The sequence below is a fragment of the Actinobaculum suis genome, assembly GCF_900102025.1.
GTDB classification, from domain to species: Bacteria; Actinomycetota; Actinomycetes; order Actinomycetales; family Actinomycetaceae; genus Actinobaculum; species Actinobaculum suis.
On the sequence record NZ_FNAU01000002.1, the window covers coordinates 18,188 to 32,880 of the forward strand.

A 14,693-nucleotide genomic window follows, 5' to 3' on the forward strand; every position below is an offset into this window, starting at 1 on the left:
CGTTTCATTCGCGTGGGCGTAAGCACGCCCACGGCGTGATATTTTTCTTCCACACATCTACGCGGCCTTAGCTCGCGTGCCTCGCCGCCATGTACAAAACCAGAAAATCAACTCCTTACATGCGCGTGCACTCATCAAAGAACACATAAACATATCAAGGAGGAACCATGCGGACTTATACCCTTGGGGAATTCTCAACAATGGATGTGGAAAAGATTTACGACCACTTCGGGGTAGATGAATCTGGCGTCACCACCCCGCAGGTCGAACCACTCAGAAAGGAATTCGGGAGCAACACTTTCAGTTCCCAACGCGGCCCCTCCCTATGGAAACTCATTCGCGAGTCCTATTGCGGCCCGTTTTCGATCATTCTCTTCGTCCTCGCTATCATCACATTCCTAACCGATTTCGTATATGCGCCGGCAGGAGAGAAAGACTTTTCTTCGCCCCTGATCATCCTGATTATCCTGATCATTTCGGGGACGATCTCACTAGTACAATCCGTACGCTCCCATAAAGCAACCGCGGAACTAGAAAAACTGGTCCACGTGACCGCAGCCGTCTATCGCGATGGCGAATACCGCGAAATCCCCACCGAAGAAATCGTGTGCGGAGATCGCGTCAAACTCGCCGCGGGAGACATCATCCCCGCCGATATGCGACTCATCCACACCAAAGACCTCTTCGTCTCCGAATCGGCACTAACCGGCGAATCCTACCCGGTAGAAAAAGTAGCCGAACCACGGCGAAGCAAAATACGGCGTAGCCGGAATAAACTGTCAGCGAGCGTGGGCGGCCAAAACCCGGCCGAAACCGAGGCACTAGCCAGCCCCGATACCGCTTCCCAGCCAGCGAATAATTCCGGCGCCGATCACCAGGCTCACGCATCCAGTGCCGACCAGCCGGCTAATAATTCCGGCGCTGACCAGCCGGAAAACATTGCCTATATGGCATCGAATATTGTTTCGGGCGCGGGTATCGGCGTCGTCGTTCGAACTGGAGAAAACACGGAATTTGGGGACATCGCTTCCCGGCTTTCCGGACACTCAGAACCCACCGCCTTCGATATTGGCCTGGACAAAACTTCGCGCCTGCTGGTTAGGTTCATGCTGATAATGACCCCCGCGGTATTGCTCGTAAACGGGCTCTCCAAAGGGAATTGGACCGATGCCTTTATTTTCGCGGTTTCAGTGGCCGTCGGACTCACTCCGCAACTGTTGCCGATGGTGGTTACCACGAACCTCGTGAAAGGTTCCGCAACCCTCGCCCGGCGAGGAACGATCGTGCGCAACCTGAATGCCATACAAAACTTTGGCGCCATGGACATACTTTGTACCGACAAAACCGGCACCCTCACGCAAGATGAGATCGTTCTAGAACGGCACCTGAACTGCCACGGGGAAGAGGACCCACGCGTACTCCGCTACGCCTACCTCAACTCCTACTACCAGACCGGGCTAAAGAACCTGCTGGACAAAGCGGTAATCCGTGCCGCGGAAGATGAGCTAAACATCGACCGCCGCAAATACACCAAAGTTGACGAAGTCCCCTTCGACTTCAACCGGCGGCGCATGTCCGTAGTTATGCGTGATGAGGCCGGCCGGACCGAACTTATTACGAAGGGTGCGGCGGAAGAAATGCTGGCCATTTCCTCCTTTGTGGAACTGGACGGGCAAGTCAAACCGCTTACGGAAGGCATCCGGCAAATGGTGCAGGCAAAAGTACGCCGGCTAAATGAAGACGGAATGCGTGTGCTCGTGCTGGCACGGAAAGACAATCCGCCGCGGGCCGAGGAATTTCAGCTTTCTGATGAGAGGGATATGGTGCTCATCGGGTATCTGGCTTTCCTCGATCCGCCAAAGAAATCCGCGGAAGCAGCGATCGCGGCCCTGCACGAAGCAAACATTGAAGTAAAAGTGGTTACCGGAGACAATCTCGAGGTCACCCGTACAGTTTGCCGCCAAGTAGGTATCCATGACCAGCGGATCATTTCCGGGGAAGAACTGGCCGCGTTGCCGCGTTCCGAATGGGCGGAAGCGGTAGAAAAGCACAATATTTTCGTGAAAATTTCTCCCGGCCAGAAAGCCGATATTGTGGAGCAACTGCGCGAAAATGGCCATGTAACCGGCTTCCTAGGGGATGGTATTAACGACTCTCCGGCACTAGCTAAAGCCGATATCGGCATTTCCGTAGACACCGCGGTAGACATTGCAAAAGAATCCGCAGATATTATTTTGCTGGAAAAGGATCTTACAATCCTGGAACGTGGCGTACTTTCCGGCCGGGAAATCTTCGGCAACATTATGAAGTACATCAAGATCTCGGTTTCTTCCAATTTCGGAAACGTATTTTCGATCTTGGTAGCCTCCCTGTTCTTGCCTTTCCTACCGATGTTGCCAACCCAGATTCTGGTGCTCAACCTGATTTACGATATTTCGTGCATGTCAATCCCTTGGGATCGCATGGACCGCGAATACTTGGCGCACCCAAAACGTTGGGACGCTTCGGATATCAAGAATTTCATGGTTTATTTCGGGCCGGTCAGCTCGATTTTCGACTGCATTACTTTTGCCGTCCTATACTTCCTGATCTGCCCGGCAATCATGGGAATGCCCTTCGGCCAAGCCGCCGGCACGCCCGCAGAACTCGGTTTCGAATCCCTATTCCACACGGGCTGGTTTATCGTCTCGCTGTGGACGCAAACCTTCGTGCTGTGGACCTTGCGCACCGAAAAGCTGCCGTTCATTCATTCCTGGCCATCTTTCACAATGTCCGTTATTACCTGCTTGGGAGTAGCCTTCGGCACCGCCCTGCCCTACACGGCGCTCGGCAACTACTTCAAGCTTTCCCCGCTGCCCGGTTTCTACTACTGGTTGCTAGCCGCCGTACTCGTCGGCTACTTCGTGTTGGTTTCCTTAATGAAACCCGCGTACGTGCGTAAACACGGCAAACTCTTGTAGATAGGCATTTCCGGGGTTTTAGGTACCGGCTTGGTCTGTGGAAACACAGTCCGGGCCGGTACCTTTTGTTTTTCTAGCCACTACCCACCGGCGCTTTCGCATAAAAACTGCCGACGCCGTCGCCGCCGCCGATCCTTTCGCTTTACGCCCGCGTCGCGGCGTCGCGGCGCTGAAACCGCCACCGTCACTTTGTGCAGATGCTGATGCTGATGCCGGTGGCCTCGCGGCGCCTCGTTTTGTTAGACGGCCCCGCGCGAGATGAGTGCGTCTCCGGTCATTTCGGCGCGGCGGAAAACTTTCACCACGAGGGCGACGCCGAACGGCACCAGCGACCGTGATCCGCGCGCGTTCTGTGCTTCGCGTATTTTGCGGATTTCTGCCAGGGCGATTGGGATCATGCGCATGGCCACGAGCAAGGTTATGCGCACCCGATCCACATCAAACCGGCGCAACCTGGCTAGCGGCCGCACGTACCACAGGGCACCTTCCACTAGATCAAGACTTCTGGTAGTCGCATTCACCCAGGTGGCGAGCAGAATAACCGCGGCCAAACGAGCCGCCAAAACATGGGTTTCGGCAAGCGTTGCGCCGAATTCCCGCGCTCCTTCCGCGCCCCCATTCGCCCGCCCGGTTATTAGCAGCGGCATCAACCGCCCCGCGTACGCGCAAGCAATAATAATTGCCAGTAAAACCAGGCCTTTGCGGAGCCGCGCCCACAGTTCCCGCCGGGATTCCCGCCTGCCCGCCACTGCCTGGGCTTTCCTGTTCGCCGTGGCGGCTGCCGGCGTTGATGTTCTTGCCGGTGCCCGCGCACCGCCCTGCCTCGGCCCGGCCCCAGGCTGTCCCCCGGCGCTACCCTGACCCGACCCGGCCTCGAGCTGTGCCCGCCCCGCCACCAGCGGAAACACCGGGGCCAAAGTTGTAGCGGCCCACAGCCCACTGACCAGACCAAACACAATTACGGCCGGAAGCGGCGGCAATAACATGGCCAGTAATGAAACCACTGCCGTGAGGCCGATTACCCAGCTTGCCCGCCTCACCGCCGCCAGTTCCCGCGCTGCGGATCGTGCTGAACTGGCCGCTCCCCCGCTAGCATTCGCCACTACGCCACCTCATTCACGTAGTAATCGACGGCCCGTGCAGGTTCGGCGTCGTACACGATCTGCCCGGAATTGACCACAAAAACACGTTCGCACACATCCAGCAAATCGAGTTGGTGGGTGGCGAGCACGAAATTTTGGGTGAGAGAACCGAGAAGTTCCCGGAAATGGCGACGATTGCGCAGGTCAAGCAGCGTGGTGGGTTCGTCGAAGACGATCGTGTGCGGGTCGGTGGCGAGCACCGCCGCGAGCGCGAGTAGTTGTTTTTCGCCGCCGGAAAGTGTGTGGCAGAGGCGGTCGCGCAAATGGGTGATGCCGAGCCGCTCCAAGATTTGCAGGGCGCGCGGGGTGCGTTCGCTGCGCGGCAGGTCACGCAGGGAAAATTCGACGTCTTCTAGCACGGTGGGGAGCAGGATTTGTGCGTCCGGTTCGGAAAAAAGCATCGCTACTCCGCCGCGTGTGCCGGTTTCTTGGCTCGCTTGGTTGGCGCTTACCGTTACCGTGCCGACGCCGGGTTTCACGATTCCGGCAAGTAGGCGGCAAAGTGTGGATTTGCCGGAACCATTCGGGCCGATTATGCCGATTCGGCGCGCTTCGGAACGCAAACTAAGCGGGCCCAGAATGCGGGTTTCCGGGCTAGTTGATGAGCCGGCGAAAACTTCCACATTGCATAATTCGATCATTGTGCCTGCCCGTTCTCGTGTTTTTGACCGCTCCCATGTTTTTGGCCGCTCTCCTGGGCCTGCTTGTTCTCGTGTGCCAGCTTGCTCTCCTGGGCAAGTTTGCTCTCCTGCGCCAGCCCGCTTCCGTGTGCCAGCCTGCTTCTGGCCGACGTAGCCATAGGCGCGGGCGCGGCCAGCGCAGGTGCTTTTGCGGAACTTTGCTTCGCATTCTCGAAAAGATCTGGCATAACGCGGTGCACGCCGCGGGCAATCATGGCCGCGAGGACGGCTTTTACGGCGTCGAACGGAACAAAAATTCCGTTCGCAACAAAAGCCGCAACCCACTCCATGCGCAAGATTAGGACCATTCCCACGGTTCCCGTAACGTACATAATTAGTACGCCCACCGCGCCGGCAAGGATGTACCACAGCAGTTCCCTGAAAGCCTCGCCGCGTTTTACTTGTTTCTCGCTTCGTGCGCGGGCTCGCGCGGCTACCCGGGCGCGTGCAAACTGTACGATAAGGCCCGTCACGTAAGCGGCGATTACGTATCCGACCAGGTAGCCGACGGTAGGGCCAGCGAAAACGCCGAGGCCACCGCGCCCGCCGGTGAGTACTGGCAGGCCGATCGCGGCGAGCACCAAGAGTAGAAGCACCGAAGCGGTACCGCGGCGCGGGCCCAGCAACATGCCGGCAAGAATCGGGCCGGCAGCCTGCAAGGTGATCGGAACGGGGATCATGGGTGCGGGAATCGGCGGCATAATGCCGAGGGCTGCGATTATGCCGGTCATGGCCGCGGTTAGCGCGAGAGAGCGTGCATTCATGTGAACCAGGGTAGCCGGTGGAAAACATTGATTAATGTGTCACTCGTTATGGTAACGCCGAGCCTTCTGCGAAGTGTGTTACAGCCGAAGCGCACCACAGTTATATCTAGCCGCGCCTGTACATCGTCTTACGTACCAAATCGATGCGAGCATCTGTACTCCGCATCGCCACTTAGTTTCCGGTGGAAGCTACGGTTTCGGTTCCCCTCTTTTCCAGGGTTTCCCTCTCTTCCCGGGTTTCTGTGGCATCGGCGGGCTTGCTGGGTGTGGTACCCGCGGGCTTGCCAGCTGCAGTAATGGCAGGCTTGCCGATGTGGCCGGCAAGGTATCCGCGCAGGCCATGCGGAGAGCAGACCCAAATAATAAGGAAGACCACGCCCTGCGCCACCACCACGGACGCTCCCGAAGGCAGGTCGAACCAGTAGGAAACATACAGCCCGCCCAGCGCGCACAAACAGGCGAACACCGGAGCGATCCACAGCATCCGCTGGATCTTCGAGGTCATGAGGAAGGCGGCCGCGCCCGGCACAATCACCAGCGCAATAATCAAAATCGCCCCCACTGCCTGCATTGCAGTTACCACGGTGAGCGCTAAACAGACCAGCAGTAACGCACCAATTGCCCTTGTGGATATCCCGATTGCCCGCAAATGGGTCCGGTCAAAGGCATAAGCCGTAATATCGCGCCGCTTCACTAGCAGTAGCACGAGCGCGAGCGGCGCCAAAATCAGCACCTGCTTCATATCGGAATTCGTGATCCCCAGCAGATCCCCGAAAATCACGTGGTTCAGATCCACATTTGAAGGGTTGATCTTGATGAGAATCAGCCCGAGCGCGAACATGGCAGTAAAAACTGCTCCCATCGACGCATCTTCTTTCACCCGGGAAGTCCCGCGCAACAGGAAAATGAAAAGCACCGCGACGATCGCCGCTGCCAAAGCCCCCACCGAAAACGGCACGCCCGCAATATAGGCAATTACCACACCCGGCAAAATCGCGTGCGAAAGCGCATCCCCCATTAGCGACCAGCCAATCAGAATGAGCCAACATGAAATCACCGCACACACCGCGGCCGCCACCAGCGTCACCGTGGCTCCGCGCACCATGAACGGATGCGTCCACATCTCCCCGAAAAGCCAATACAGGTTCTCCATGCTCACGCCTCCCTACTTCCTTTCCGCCAGGCGGTAGTTTCACTAGGCGTCATGCCAAATGCCGGGCCTAAGTGTTCTGGTAGTAACGCTTCGGCCACATCGCCGTGGAAAATCACGCGACGGTATAGCAACAGCGCCTCATGGCATAAGTTCGGAAGCTCATAGAGGTCGTGGGTGGCCACAAATACCGCCCGGCCATCCTGCACGAGCTCATGCAAAATCCGGGTGATCATGAGCTCGGAAGGTTTATCCACACCCGCGAAAGGTTCATCGAGCAAAAGTAGGCGTGCTCCTTGTGCAATAGCCCGGGCAATAAACACGCGTTTGCGTTGCCCGCCCGATAGGGAGCCGATCTGCCGATCCGCAAACTCGCTCATTTCTACGATTTGCAAAGCCTCGGCCACGGCCGCGGCATCTTCGGGCCGGGTGCGGCGCAACGGCCCCATATACCCGTAGCGGCCCATGGTCACTACGTCCTTGACGGAAACGGGAAACATCCAGTCCACGCCTTCGTTTTGCGGCACATAGCCAACCAGGCTTGCTTTGCGTGCTTCCGGAGCGGGCCGGCCAAAAATCCGCACCTGCCCGGAATGACGCACCGCCCCCATAATTGACTTCATGAGCGTAGATTTCCCGGAGCCATTCATGCCTACTAGCCCGCAAATCTTGCCGGCTTCAAGCTCAAAGCTCACGCCCGTCAGCGCTTGCACTCGCCCGTAGCTCGCCCGCACATCGCGGACCTCTAAGGCCTTCTCCTTCATCAACTCATCCCTACTCGAATAACGCTTTTCTGTGCCCTAGCCGCGCTGGTCACTTCTCGCAGCCCGTTAACTTACTGGTAGTGGAATGCGCTTCCCGCGCTTATTACTTCTCGTGGCCCGTGCCCGTTACTTCTCGCGGCCCGTGCCCGGCGTTTTTTCGCCGCGCAAACCGGCGGTGATTAAATCGGCGTCGTACCGCAGAAGATCAAGGTAGGTAGGTACGGGACCATCGGTCTCAGACAATGAATCCACATAAAGCAAACCGGCTACCGGGACGCCCGTATCTTCAGAAACGGAGGCCATTTTGTCATCAACCGTAGTTTCGCAGAACAGCGCCTTGACGCCCGAATCGCGTACGAAGTTCTCTAGATCGGCCTTCGCACGCGGGCTGGAACCACCCTCAGAATTGACTGCCCACAAGTACTTTTCGGTCAGGCCTTGGTCGCGCGCCAAATAGCTAAAGGCACCCTCACAAGTCACCAAGGCACGCTGCTCGGGCGGCACCGTGGAAAGCTTTTCGTCCATTTCGGTGGAAATCTCACCGATTTTCTGCTTGTACTTTTCGCCGTTCTCCCGATAGGTATTCGCATTGTCCGGATCAAGCTTTACAAATGCCTTGACGATGTTATCCACATAGATTTTTCCGTTTGCGGGGCTCATCCACGCGTGCGGATTAGGGGCACCTGCGTAATCACCATCCCCAATCGGAATCGCTTCCACACCTTCCGAAAGCTCGGCTACTTCCGCCGGCGAGTTTTCCACATATTTATCGAACCAACGCTCTAACCCCAGGCCGTTGGTCAAGATTAGCTGCGCACCTTCCCCGCGCTTTATATCTTCCGGAGAGGGCTGGAAATCATGAATCTCCGCACCCGGTACGGTAATCGATTCCACACGTAACAAATCGCCGTCCACATTCCGGGCCATATCGGCAAGCACCGTAAACGAGGTCAAAACCAGCGGCCGGGAATCCTCCTTATCTCGGCTCGCGCCCATGTTTTTCGGGGAACACGCGGTGAGCGCGCTGGCGAGTACAGCGGCGAGTAAAGCCGCAATGATTGCTTTGATTTGCCTACGCAAAGTTATGCGCCAGGTTGTGCTGGTAGTTGTGCGCGTGGTCATGCGCGTGGTTGTGCTGCTAGTTGTGCGCGTGGTTGTACTGGTAGGTGTGCGCGTGGTGCTGGCTGCCTGAAAAGGAGTGCGTGAGTGTAATGCCATGCGCGGAACTATAGTTCGCCTTACCTAAGTATTCAATTACGGGTGCCCGAAATTTTCCACAGGCCACATTCGGAAGGCTAGGTTGAGGTGGGCGCGCCGCCTTTCACCCCATCAGCAGGCGGCAGATGGGAAAGCCTCAGTTGCAGTGGGCGCGGGCGACGGCGTCGCCGGAAACTGAAGCTAATGCAACTAACAAAACCTGACACCGGTACGCTAAGGAGTATGGCTGAAGAACCGGATTTCCGAGAGCTTGCTGCCGAAATTGATTCGATTGCACGCAATGCTCGCCTTGACTCTTTACCCGCTACACCCGCGAGCCCGGCGTACATCGTTAACACCTGGCCGCGGCTAGTTAAGGCATGCCAGACGCAACTGGAAACCGACATACTTTTCCGCCGCCTCGTCTTGCCGATTGCAATCGGGCCGCTCGTGGATGGTGTGGAAGTGCGGCCCGCCCGCGAACCATTTGGGCGCATTTGCTATGGAATTTGGTTCCGTGTTGCGCCGGCCAGCCAGGTAGATTTGGGGCGCCTAGCAAAGTGGCTGGGCGAAACTTTCACTTTCGGTTCGGTTCGCGTGCATAACTCCAGCGCTTACCTGTTTGTTGGTTTGCGCGCGGATGATCTTTCTTTCTCCCGCTTTTCTTCGATGGTGAAGTTTGTGCTCGTGGCCGGGCTTGATGCGCGCGCGATTTTCGTGCAGGGACTCGCCGATGTGCCGCCGGTCAAAGGCGAGCATTTTAGCGCCGAATGCATCGCTTTCGCCGCCGATAACCTGGAAACTATTCGCAGGGAAACCGGCGAATCATACGAAACTTCCACCGACTACTACGACGAGTATTACGAAGCTTATGCGGCCGGTTTTTCCTCTACCTCTAACCCCGGGGAAGCTCCCCACAGCTCCAGCAAAGCTCCCCACAGCGCGCCGCACCAGATTAGCTTGCAACCTTTCGCTTATTCGGGAATGGGCGATCTGGATAAACGCGTGATTTCTTGGGAAGACATCATTCATGGCCGCGAGGGTGATCCGAAAGAACTCCAATTCGGTTTCCAGCTATACGTAGATGCTTTGAGCCAACAAGTGCCGGTAACGGTTTCGCGCAATGTTTTGCCTTCTGGCGAGGATTCGATTTACCTGGTGACGCCGCTAGAGGAGGCACATCCGCTGGAAGTGCGTTTCGCGGCGGAAGCGGCAGCGGGGACGGCACTGACCGGCGTCGTAGTATTGCAAGGCCAGATTTTTGCCATGCACGCCCTGGAAATTGCGGGCCTGCCCCTGCGCACAATCGCCGAACAGGTGACCACCTTTGGCGTGGAAAGCGTGCAGATCGCTTCGCGCCTGCGCGAACGCCTCGCGGACTTTGAAGGACATGAAGGACTCGGAAGGAACCATGACCTGGACTAATACCAATAACGACGCCGCCCACGCACGCGGTAGCCACGCGGGTGCCCCGCTAACCGAAACACCACACTTCGACCCCACCGAAACCGGCACCGCGAAACTGGCGGAATGGTCGGAATTGCGCGCGGCTCTGCATGATGCCTTCCCGGATGCGGTAGACGACGCCGGGGCTCTACGCCTGCAAGTAGATGGCGTACCCGTGACGGTTTGGCTCGGGGTTTCCGGAATGCGCCATGGCGGCAAGGTAGTACACGCGGCCGCGCCGATTATCAAAAGCATTCTTGCAGCTGGCACACCAGAGCCTGGCAGCCTTGACGCAAACGCTGCCGCGCCCGGCGCCGCCACTACTACCGCTACAGAAACTAGTGCTGCGGCCGAAACCAGCAATGCGCCCAAAACCGGCACGGCGGGTGGAACCTGTGCCACGCGCGAAACCGATGCCGCAACCGAAACCGGCACGGCGGGCGCTACCGCTAACGAACCCGACGCACGGTCCGGCAGCCAGGCCGCGCATCCCCATGCGAGCAGATTGCTAGAGAAACTTGGCATCGATCCGGAGGGTCCGGACTTGGTGCAGATCGTACGCCTGGCCGAGAATTTGCCGCTGGGCGGGGTACGGCTTTTGGGCAATCTACCCCATCTGCATTTTTCGGTGCGGTTCCCAGTATCCGCTCACTGGTTGGCGGCCGCGATTCGGCTGCTAGTTACGCAGACCAAGGCCATATCGAAAGAAGCCTTAGAGTCATAAAACAGCCCTTATAATGAGACATCCTTAGCAGAGCAACCGGGTAGCAAAACCGCCCGGGCCGCAAACGGCCCTGAGATAAGAAGCCCGGCGGCAAGAGGCCCGGCGGTAAGAAACCCGGCGGCAAAACGGTTTTGGGTAGAGAGAAACGGCCGCAGTGGAAACACTCGCAGCTGCCCGAGCAAACAGAATACGGAAAGCAAAGACCCTAGATGTTTAAAAAATTCAGAGAAAAGCGGCGCCGCGAGCGCGAGGAAAACCGCTCCAATTTCGCGGAATTACCAATCAAGAATGATTCCGACCTGCGCGAATTTCTAGTCACCCGGTTCCGGGCGAAACAACAGGAAGACGGCGTGCATTATGCCTTCCGGGTGGTATGGAAATCTGATGACAAGTCTCAAGCAGTGCTTGCCTCCTACGCGCCCGTTCCCGAGCTCGGCGATCTCGCTTATTTCACGGCGCCGCTGGTCGATGGTCCGACGGAGGGGGTACTTCGCAGAATCATGCAGGAAAACGCCCGCCTACTGGAAGGCGATCTGGTGATGTTCGAATCGATGCTTGCCATGCGTATTACCGTCCCTCTCGGCGAGGTTACGGGCTCGCAGCTGTATAGCCAGTTGCAGCATTTCGCGGCCGGTGCCAACTCGATCCGGGAACAGTTCGCCGATGAAGTCCAGTCACCCTCCCTCACTTTCGGGTACTGATTCTCGATCTTTTGGCGCGGCTGGTGGGTTCGGCATTCGCGCCATCTTCTGGCCAGGGATGTTTCGGATACCGGCCACGCATATCCGCCCGTACATCCGCGTAGGGGCCGGCCCAAAAACTAGCCAGGTCATCCGTGATTGCCACCGGTCGTTGCGCGGGAGATAACAATTCCAAAGTGATCGGCACTTTTCCGCCGGCAATGCACGGCGTTGCTTTCCACCCGAACGCCTCCTGCACCCGCAAACGGACGGTAGGGCGCGCCCGCGAATAATCAATTCGCCGGTTCTCCCCGGTAGGAATCTGGATCGCCGCGGGTGCATATTCGGCGAGCCGCGCGGCCTGCTCCCAGGGCACAAGCCGCATCAACTGTGCCGCCGAAATCGACGCAAAGCTCCCGCAACGCACGAACTCATCCAATTCCGGCCCAGCTAATTCGTCTAATCTAGCGGCCAATGTTTCACGTGAAACATTCGGCCACGGATCCCCTAAAGCGTCATGCAAAAATTGCAGACGCTCGCGCAATTCTGCCCCTTCCCGCGAAAACTCAAGCGGCAAAGAACCATCTGCAACTGCTTTTTCCAGCCACGCCCGCGCCGCCTCGCGCGGCACTTTATCCACGGTTCGGCGGCGTAAGTGGATCGCTCCCAACCAGTGGTTTTCTTCCGCGCGCAGGCGTTTGCGTTTACCTTGAGTTAGTTCGACGTCGGTGGTGGTTCGCGCCATGTTTTTCCCGGCTTGCAAGGCATCAGCTTCCGCAATGGGGATCGCGGCGCGAATCATGGCATCAGCCCGGCCTGGTGAAGTGGTCAAAGAAGAAATCGCTAACCATTCCTCGCCGATGAGCGGTGAATCTTCCGGGAGTACCGCGCCCGTCCCGCCCGTGAGCACGTAGCGCGCGAAGGGCCGCGCGGGGTTGCTGCTCGGCCGGGCCCGGGCAATCCGGTCCGGGTAGGCAGCGGCCACGATCAACGCCGTCGCATCTACCTCCGAAAGCGGCGCGGAGCTACCTCCCTCCGCAGCCTTGTAGGCGGCCGTGTTCGCAGGTTGGGAACTAGAGGTTTCCCCTGGTTGGTATCCGGAGCCATCCGCAACCCTGAAGCCGGCCCCACCAGCGCGCTGAATTTCTTTTTCTAAACGGGAGGTTTGCTGCCGCCATTCGCGAGCCAGATGCGCCTGGCTTCCTCCCCGGCTCCCGCCGCTCCCACCATTCCGGCTCCCGCCGCGGCCGCTACCTCCGCCTTGCACTACACGCCGCCAGGAACTTAGATCTGCTCCGGGCAGGCGCGGTTCGAGAGCCAGCATGGCGCCGATTTGGGCGGCGCGGCGCGGGCCGATACGTGGGTCAGCGGCGCCCGTGAGCACCCCGCGCGCAATCCGCACATCCATCGGCATGCGTGCATACACCCGTGCTTCGGGCAAAGCCTTACCTTCTGGCCCCAGCAAACCCAGGTCTTGCAATACTCCTTCGGCGGCTGAAAGTGCGGGCGCGGGCGGCGCGGTAAGCAACGTTAGTCCTTCCCCGCGCGGGGTTCCCCACACGGCCATTTGGAGCGCGAAATCGGTGAGGTCCGCCGTCGTTATTTCGGGAGCGGCTTGATCGGCCAGCCGCGCCCAGGTCGATTCGGCCATCACCCGGTACACCGTGCCCGGGCCGAGCCGCGCCGCCCGGCCGGCGCGCTGTTCGCCTTCTGCCTGTGACTCCAAAACAGTCACCAAGCCAGAAATGCCGCTCGCATAATCCGTGTGCGGGCGGCGAGAAAGCCCGGAATCAACCACCACGGAAACTCCTGGTACCGTCAAAGATGATTCCGCTATCGAAGTGGAAACAATAATCCGCCGCGGCGCCGCCTGCCCGCCGCCGGCCGGCACTTCCTGCTGTTGTTTGCCCGGCACTTGCGATTCTTGCTCGCCCGGATTTTCCGGCGCGGAAAGCACATAGTCTTGCGCGGCCGCATCCAAAGAACCGTGCAATTGCAGAACTTCCACGGCCTCGCTGGCGAGCACCTCGCTGGCGAGCACCTCGCTGGCAAGCGCCTTGCCGGCAAGCAATCCGGCCACGGTTTCCACTTCCCGCCGGCCCGGCACAAACACCAAAATATTGCCCGTGGTTTCCGTCAGCGCCCGCCGCGCGGTAGCCGCTACGTGGCCCAAAAATTCGCGGCGTACCCCGATCGCCCCGTCGCGTCCAATCGTGCCCAGTGGTTCTGCACCGCGACCGGGCGCCGCATAACGTACCGTGAGCGGATAAACCTCACCCTGGATTCGCACCGCTCGCACACCTGAATCGCCTGTTTCAGTTTCGGCGCTGGCGGTTACGCCAGATTCGTTGCTACTAGCTTGCGGCTTCGCTTCTCCTTCGCGCGTTACAGCGCCCTCGCTAGGTACACCGCCCTCGCTGGTTACGCTACCTTCGCTGGGTACACTGCCCTCGCTGTGTGTATTGCCCTCGCCGGGTGCGCTGCCGGCAGCACTCTCGGTTTGGCCCGCCGCACTTGCGGCTTCACCCGCCGCACTTGCCAAGCATTTTGTAATTTCGGCGGTATTCAAGGTGGCAGACATAGCTATAAGCGCTAGATCCGGGCGCAAAGCGGCGCGCACGTCGAGTGCAAAGGCCAGCGCAATATCCGCATCGAGGTGGCGTTCGTGGATCTCATCCAAAATTATGGCGCCCACTCCGGGCAGTTCCGGATCTGCTTGCAAACGCCGTACCAGCACACCTGGAGTAACCATTTCAATCCGTGTCTGCGCGCTAGTACGGTTCTCCCCGCGCACTGCAAACCCCACGGTTTTCCCGATCGGTTCCCCCAAAAGGGCGGCAATCCGCCGAGCCGCGGCCCGCGCGGCCACGCGGCGTGGCTGCATAACTAACACCCGGGTTGCTTCCCGCACCGGTCCCGCTTGCGTCTGGGAAAATGCCGGCGCCGCTTTATCCCCAAAAAGTTCCGCCGCCTCCGGATCGCCTGCCACCCAAGTGGCAACCAGCGGCGGAATCAGTGTGGTCTTCCCGGTACCGGGCGGTGCCTCAATAACGGCGAGCCCGCGCGATTCTTCCAGTGCCTGCCACACGTCTGCCAACTGGGTGGCGACCGGCAAAGCAGGAGGTTCACGAAGCAGATCACATAAAGAACGCGGCATTACTCCATGCTATCGGGTAGCGCCCGGCT

11 protein-coding genes are annotated in these 14,693 nt (G+C 58.8%); 4 read left to right on the top strand and 7 right to left on the bottom strand.

Annotated elements, in window-relative coordinates; genetic code table 11:
* Positions 1-167: 167 nt before the first annotated feature.
* The gene (mgtA, locus tag BLT47_RS01240) at positions 168-2,960 is read left to right on the top strand and encodes a magnesium-translocating P-type ATPase (protein ID WP_074660901.1); all 2,793 of its coding nucleotides are present in this window, start codon (positions 168-170) and stop codon (positions 2,958-2,960) included.
* Positions 2,961-3,199: 239 nt separating this feature from the next.
* Here the strand turns inward: mgtA and BLT47_RS01245 are convergent, their stop codons facing one another.
* The 6 genes from BLT47_RS01245 to BLT47_RS01270 form a co-directional block, all read right to left on the bottom strand.
* The gene (locus BLT47_RS01245) at positions 3,200-4,063 is read right to left on the bottom strand and encodes an energy-coupling factor transporter transmembrane component T (RefSeq protein ID WP_074660904.1); all 864 of its coding nucleotides are present in this window, start codon (positions 4,061-4,063) and stop codon (positions 3,200-3,202) included.
* Positions 4,063-4,743: an energy-coupling factor ABC transporter ATP-binding protein gene (locus tag BLT47_RS01250; protein ID WP_074660907.1), complete on the bottom strand. Its 681-nt coding sequence runs from the start codon at positions 4,741-4,743 to the stop codon at positions 4,063-4,065. Before BLT47_RS01250 ends, BLT47_RS01245 begins: the two co-directional genes overlap by 1 nt.
* A complete protein-coding gene (locus BLT47_RS01255) occupies positions 4,740-5,546 on the bottom strand; it encodes a biotin transporter BioY (protein ID WP_083329981.1) in 807 nt (268 codons plus the stop codon). Before BLT47_RS01255 ends, BLT47_RS01250 begins: the two co-directional genes overlap by 4 nt.
* 172 nt (positions 5,547-5,718) lie before the next feature.
* Positions 5,719-6,699 (bottom strand): metal ABC transporter permease, encoded by a 981-nt coding sequence (locus tag BLT47_RS01260; protein WP_083329982.1) that lies wholly within the window; start codon positions 6,697-6,699, stop codon positions 5,719-5,721.
* 2 nt (positions 6,700-6,701) lie between these two features.
* Positions 6,702-7,460 (bottom strand): metal ABC transporter ATP-binding protein, encoded by a 759-nt coding sequence (locus BLT47_RS01265; protein ID WP_074660913.1) that lies wholly within the window; start codon positions 7,458-7,460, stop codon positions 6,702-6,704.
* 126 nt (positions 7,461-7,586) lie between these two features.
* Positions 7,587-8,546: a metal ABC transporter substrate-binding protein gene (locus BLT47_RS01270; RefSeq protein ID WP_074661149.1), complete on the bottom strand. Its 960-nt coding sequence runs from the start codon at positions 8,544-8,546 to the stop codon at positions 7,587-7,589.
* Positions 8,547-8,900: 354 nt separating this feature from the next.
* Here BLT47_RS01270 and BLT47_RS01275 point away from each other — a divergent pair, with 354 nt between their 5' ends.
* The 3 genes from BLT47_RS01275 (at position 8,901) to BLT47_RS01285 (ending at position 11,528) form a co-directional block, all read left to right on the top strand.
* Positions 8,901-10,082, top strand: a complete 1,182-nt coding sequence (locus BLT47_RS01275) for a hypothetical protein (protein WP_074660917.1) — start codon at positions 8,901-8,903, stop codon at positions 10,080-10,082.
* Positions 10,069-10,827 carry a hypothetical protein gene (locus BLT47_RS01280; protein WP_074660920.1) on the top strand — a complete coding sequence of 253 codons (759 nt, stop codon included), beginning with the start codon at positions 10,069-10,071 and terminating at the stop codon, positions 10,825-10,827. The genes BLT47_RS01275 and BLT47_RS01280 overlap by 14 nt, the downstream gene beginning before the upstream one ends.
* Positions 10,828-11,036: 209 nt before the next feature.
* The gene (locus BLT47_RS01285) at positions 11,037-11,528 is read left to right on the top strand and encodes a hypothetical protein (protein WP_065414675.1); all 492 of its coding nucleotides are present in this window, start codon (positions 11,037-11,039) and stop codon (positions 11,526-11,528) included.
* On the opposite strand, the gene BLT47_RS01290 is transcribed toward BLT47_RS01285, so the two are convergent.
* A complete protein-coding gene (locus tag BLT47_RS01290; protein WP_074660922.1) occupies positions 11,512-14,664 on the bottom strand; it encodes an ATP-dependent RNA helicase in 3,153 nt (1,050 codons plus the stop codon). The genes BLT47_RS01285 and BLT47_RS01290 overlap by 17 nt on opposite strands.
* Between the last annotated feature and the right edge of the window lie 29 nt (positions 14,665-14,693).

Excerpts from the sequence above, each read along its gene's own strand:
- BLT47_RS01260 (WP_083329982.1), bottom strand. The coding sequence starts at position 6,699 with ATGGAGAACCTGTATTGGCTTTTCGGGGAGATGTGGACGCATCCGTTC.
- BLT47_RS01265 (WP_074660913.1), bottom strand. The coding sequence starts at position 7,460 with ATGAAGGAGAAGGCCTTAGAGGTCCGCGATGTGCGGGCGAGCTACGGG.
- BLT47_RS01285 (WP_065414675.1), top strand. The coding sequence starts at position 11,037 with ATGTTTAAAAAATTCAGAGAAAAGCGGCGCCGCGAGCGCGAGGAAAAC.
- BLT47_RS01250 (WP_074660907.1), bottom strand. The coding sequence starts at position 4,743 with ATGATCGAATTATGCAATGTGGAAGTTTTCGCCGGCTCATCAACTAGC.
- BLT47_RS01280 (WP_074660920.1), top strand. The coding sequence starts at position 10,069 with ATGACCTGGACTAATACCAATAACGACGCCGCCCACGCACGCGGTAGC.
- BLT47_RS01290 (WP_074660922.1), bottom strand. The coding sequence starts at position 14,664 with ATGCCGCGTTCTTTATGTGATCTGCTTCGTGAACCTCCTGCTTTGCCG.
- BLT47_RS01255 (WP_083329981.1), bottom strand. The coding sequence starts at position 5,546 with ATGAATGCACGCTCTCTCGCGCTAACCGCGGCCATGACCGGCATAATC.
- mgtA (WP_074660901.1), top strand. The coding sequence starts at position 168 with ATGCGGACTTATACCCTTGGGGAATTCTCAACAATGGATGTGGAAAAG.
- BLT47_RS01275 (WP_074660917.1), top strand. The coding sequence starts at position 8,901 with ATGGCTGAAGAACCGGATTTCCGAGAGCTTGCTGCCGAAATTGATTCG.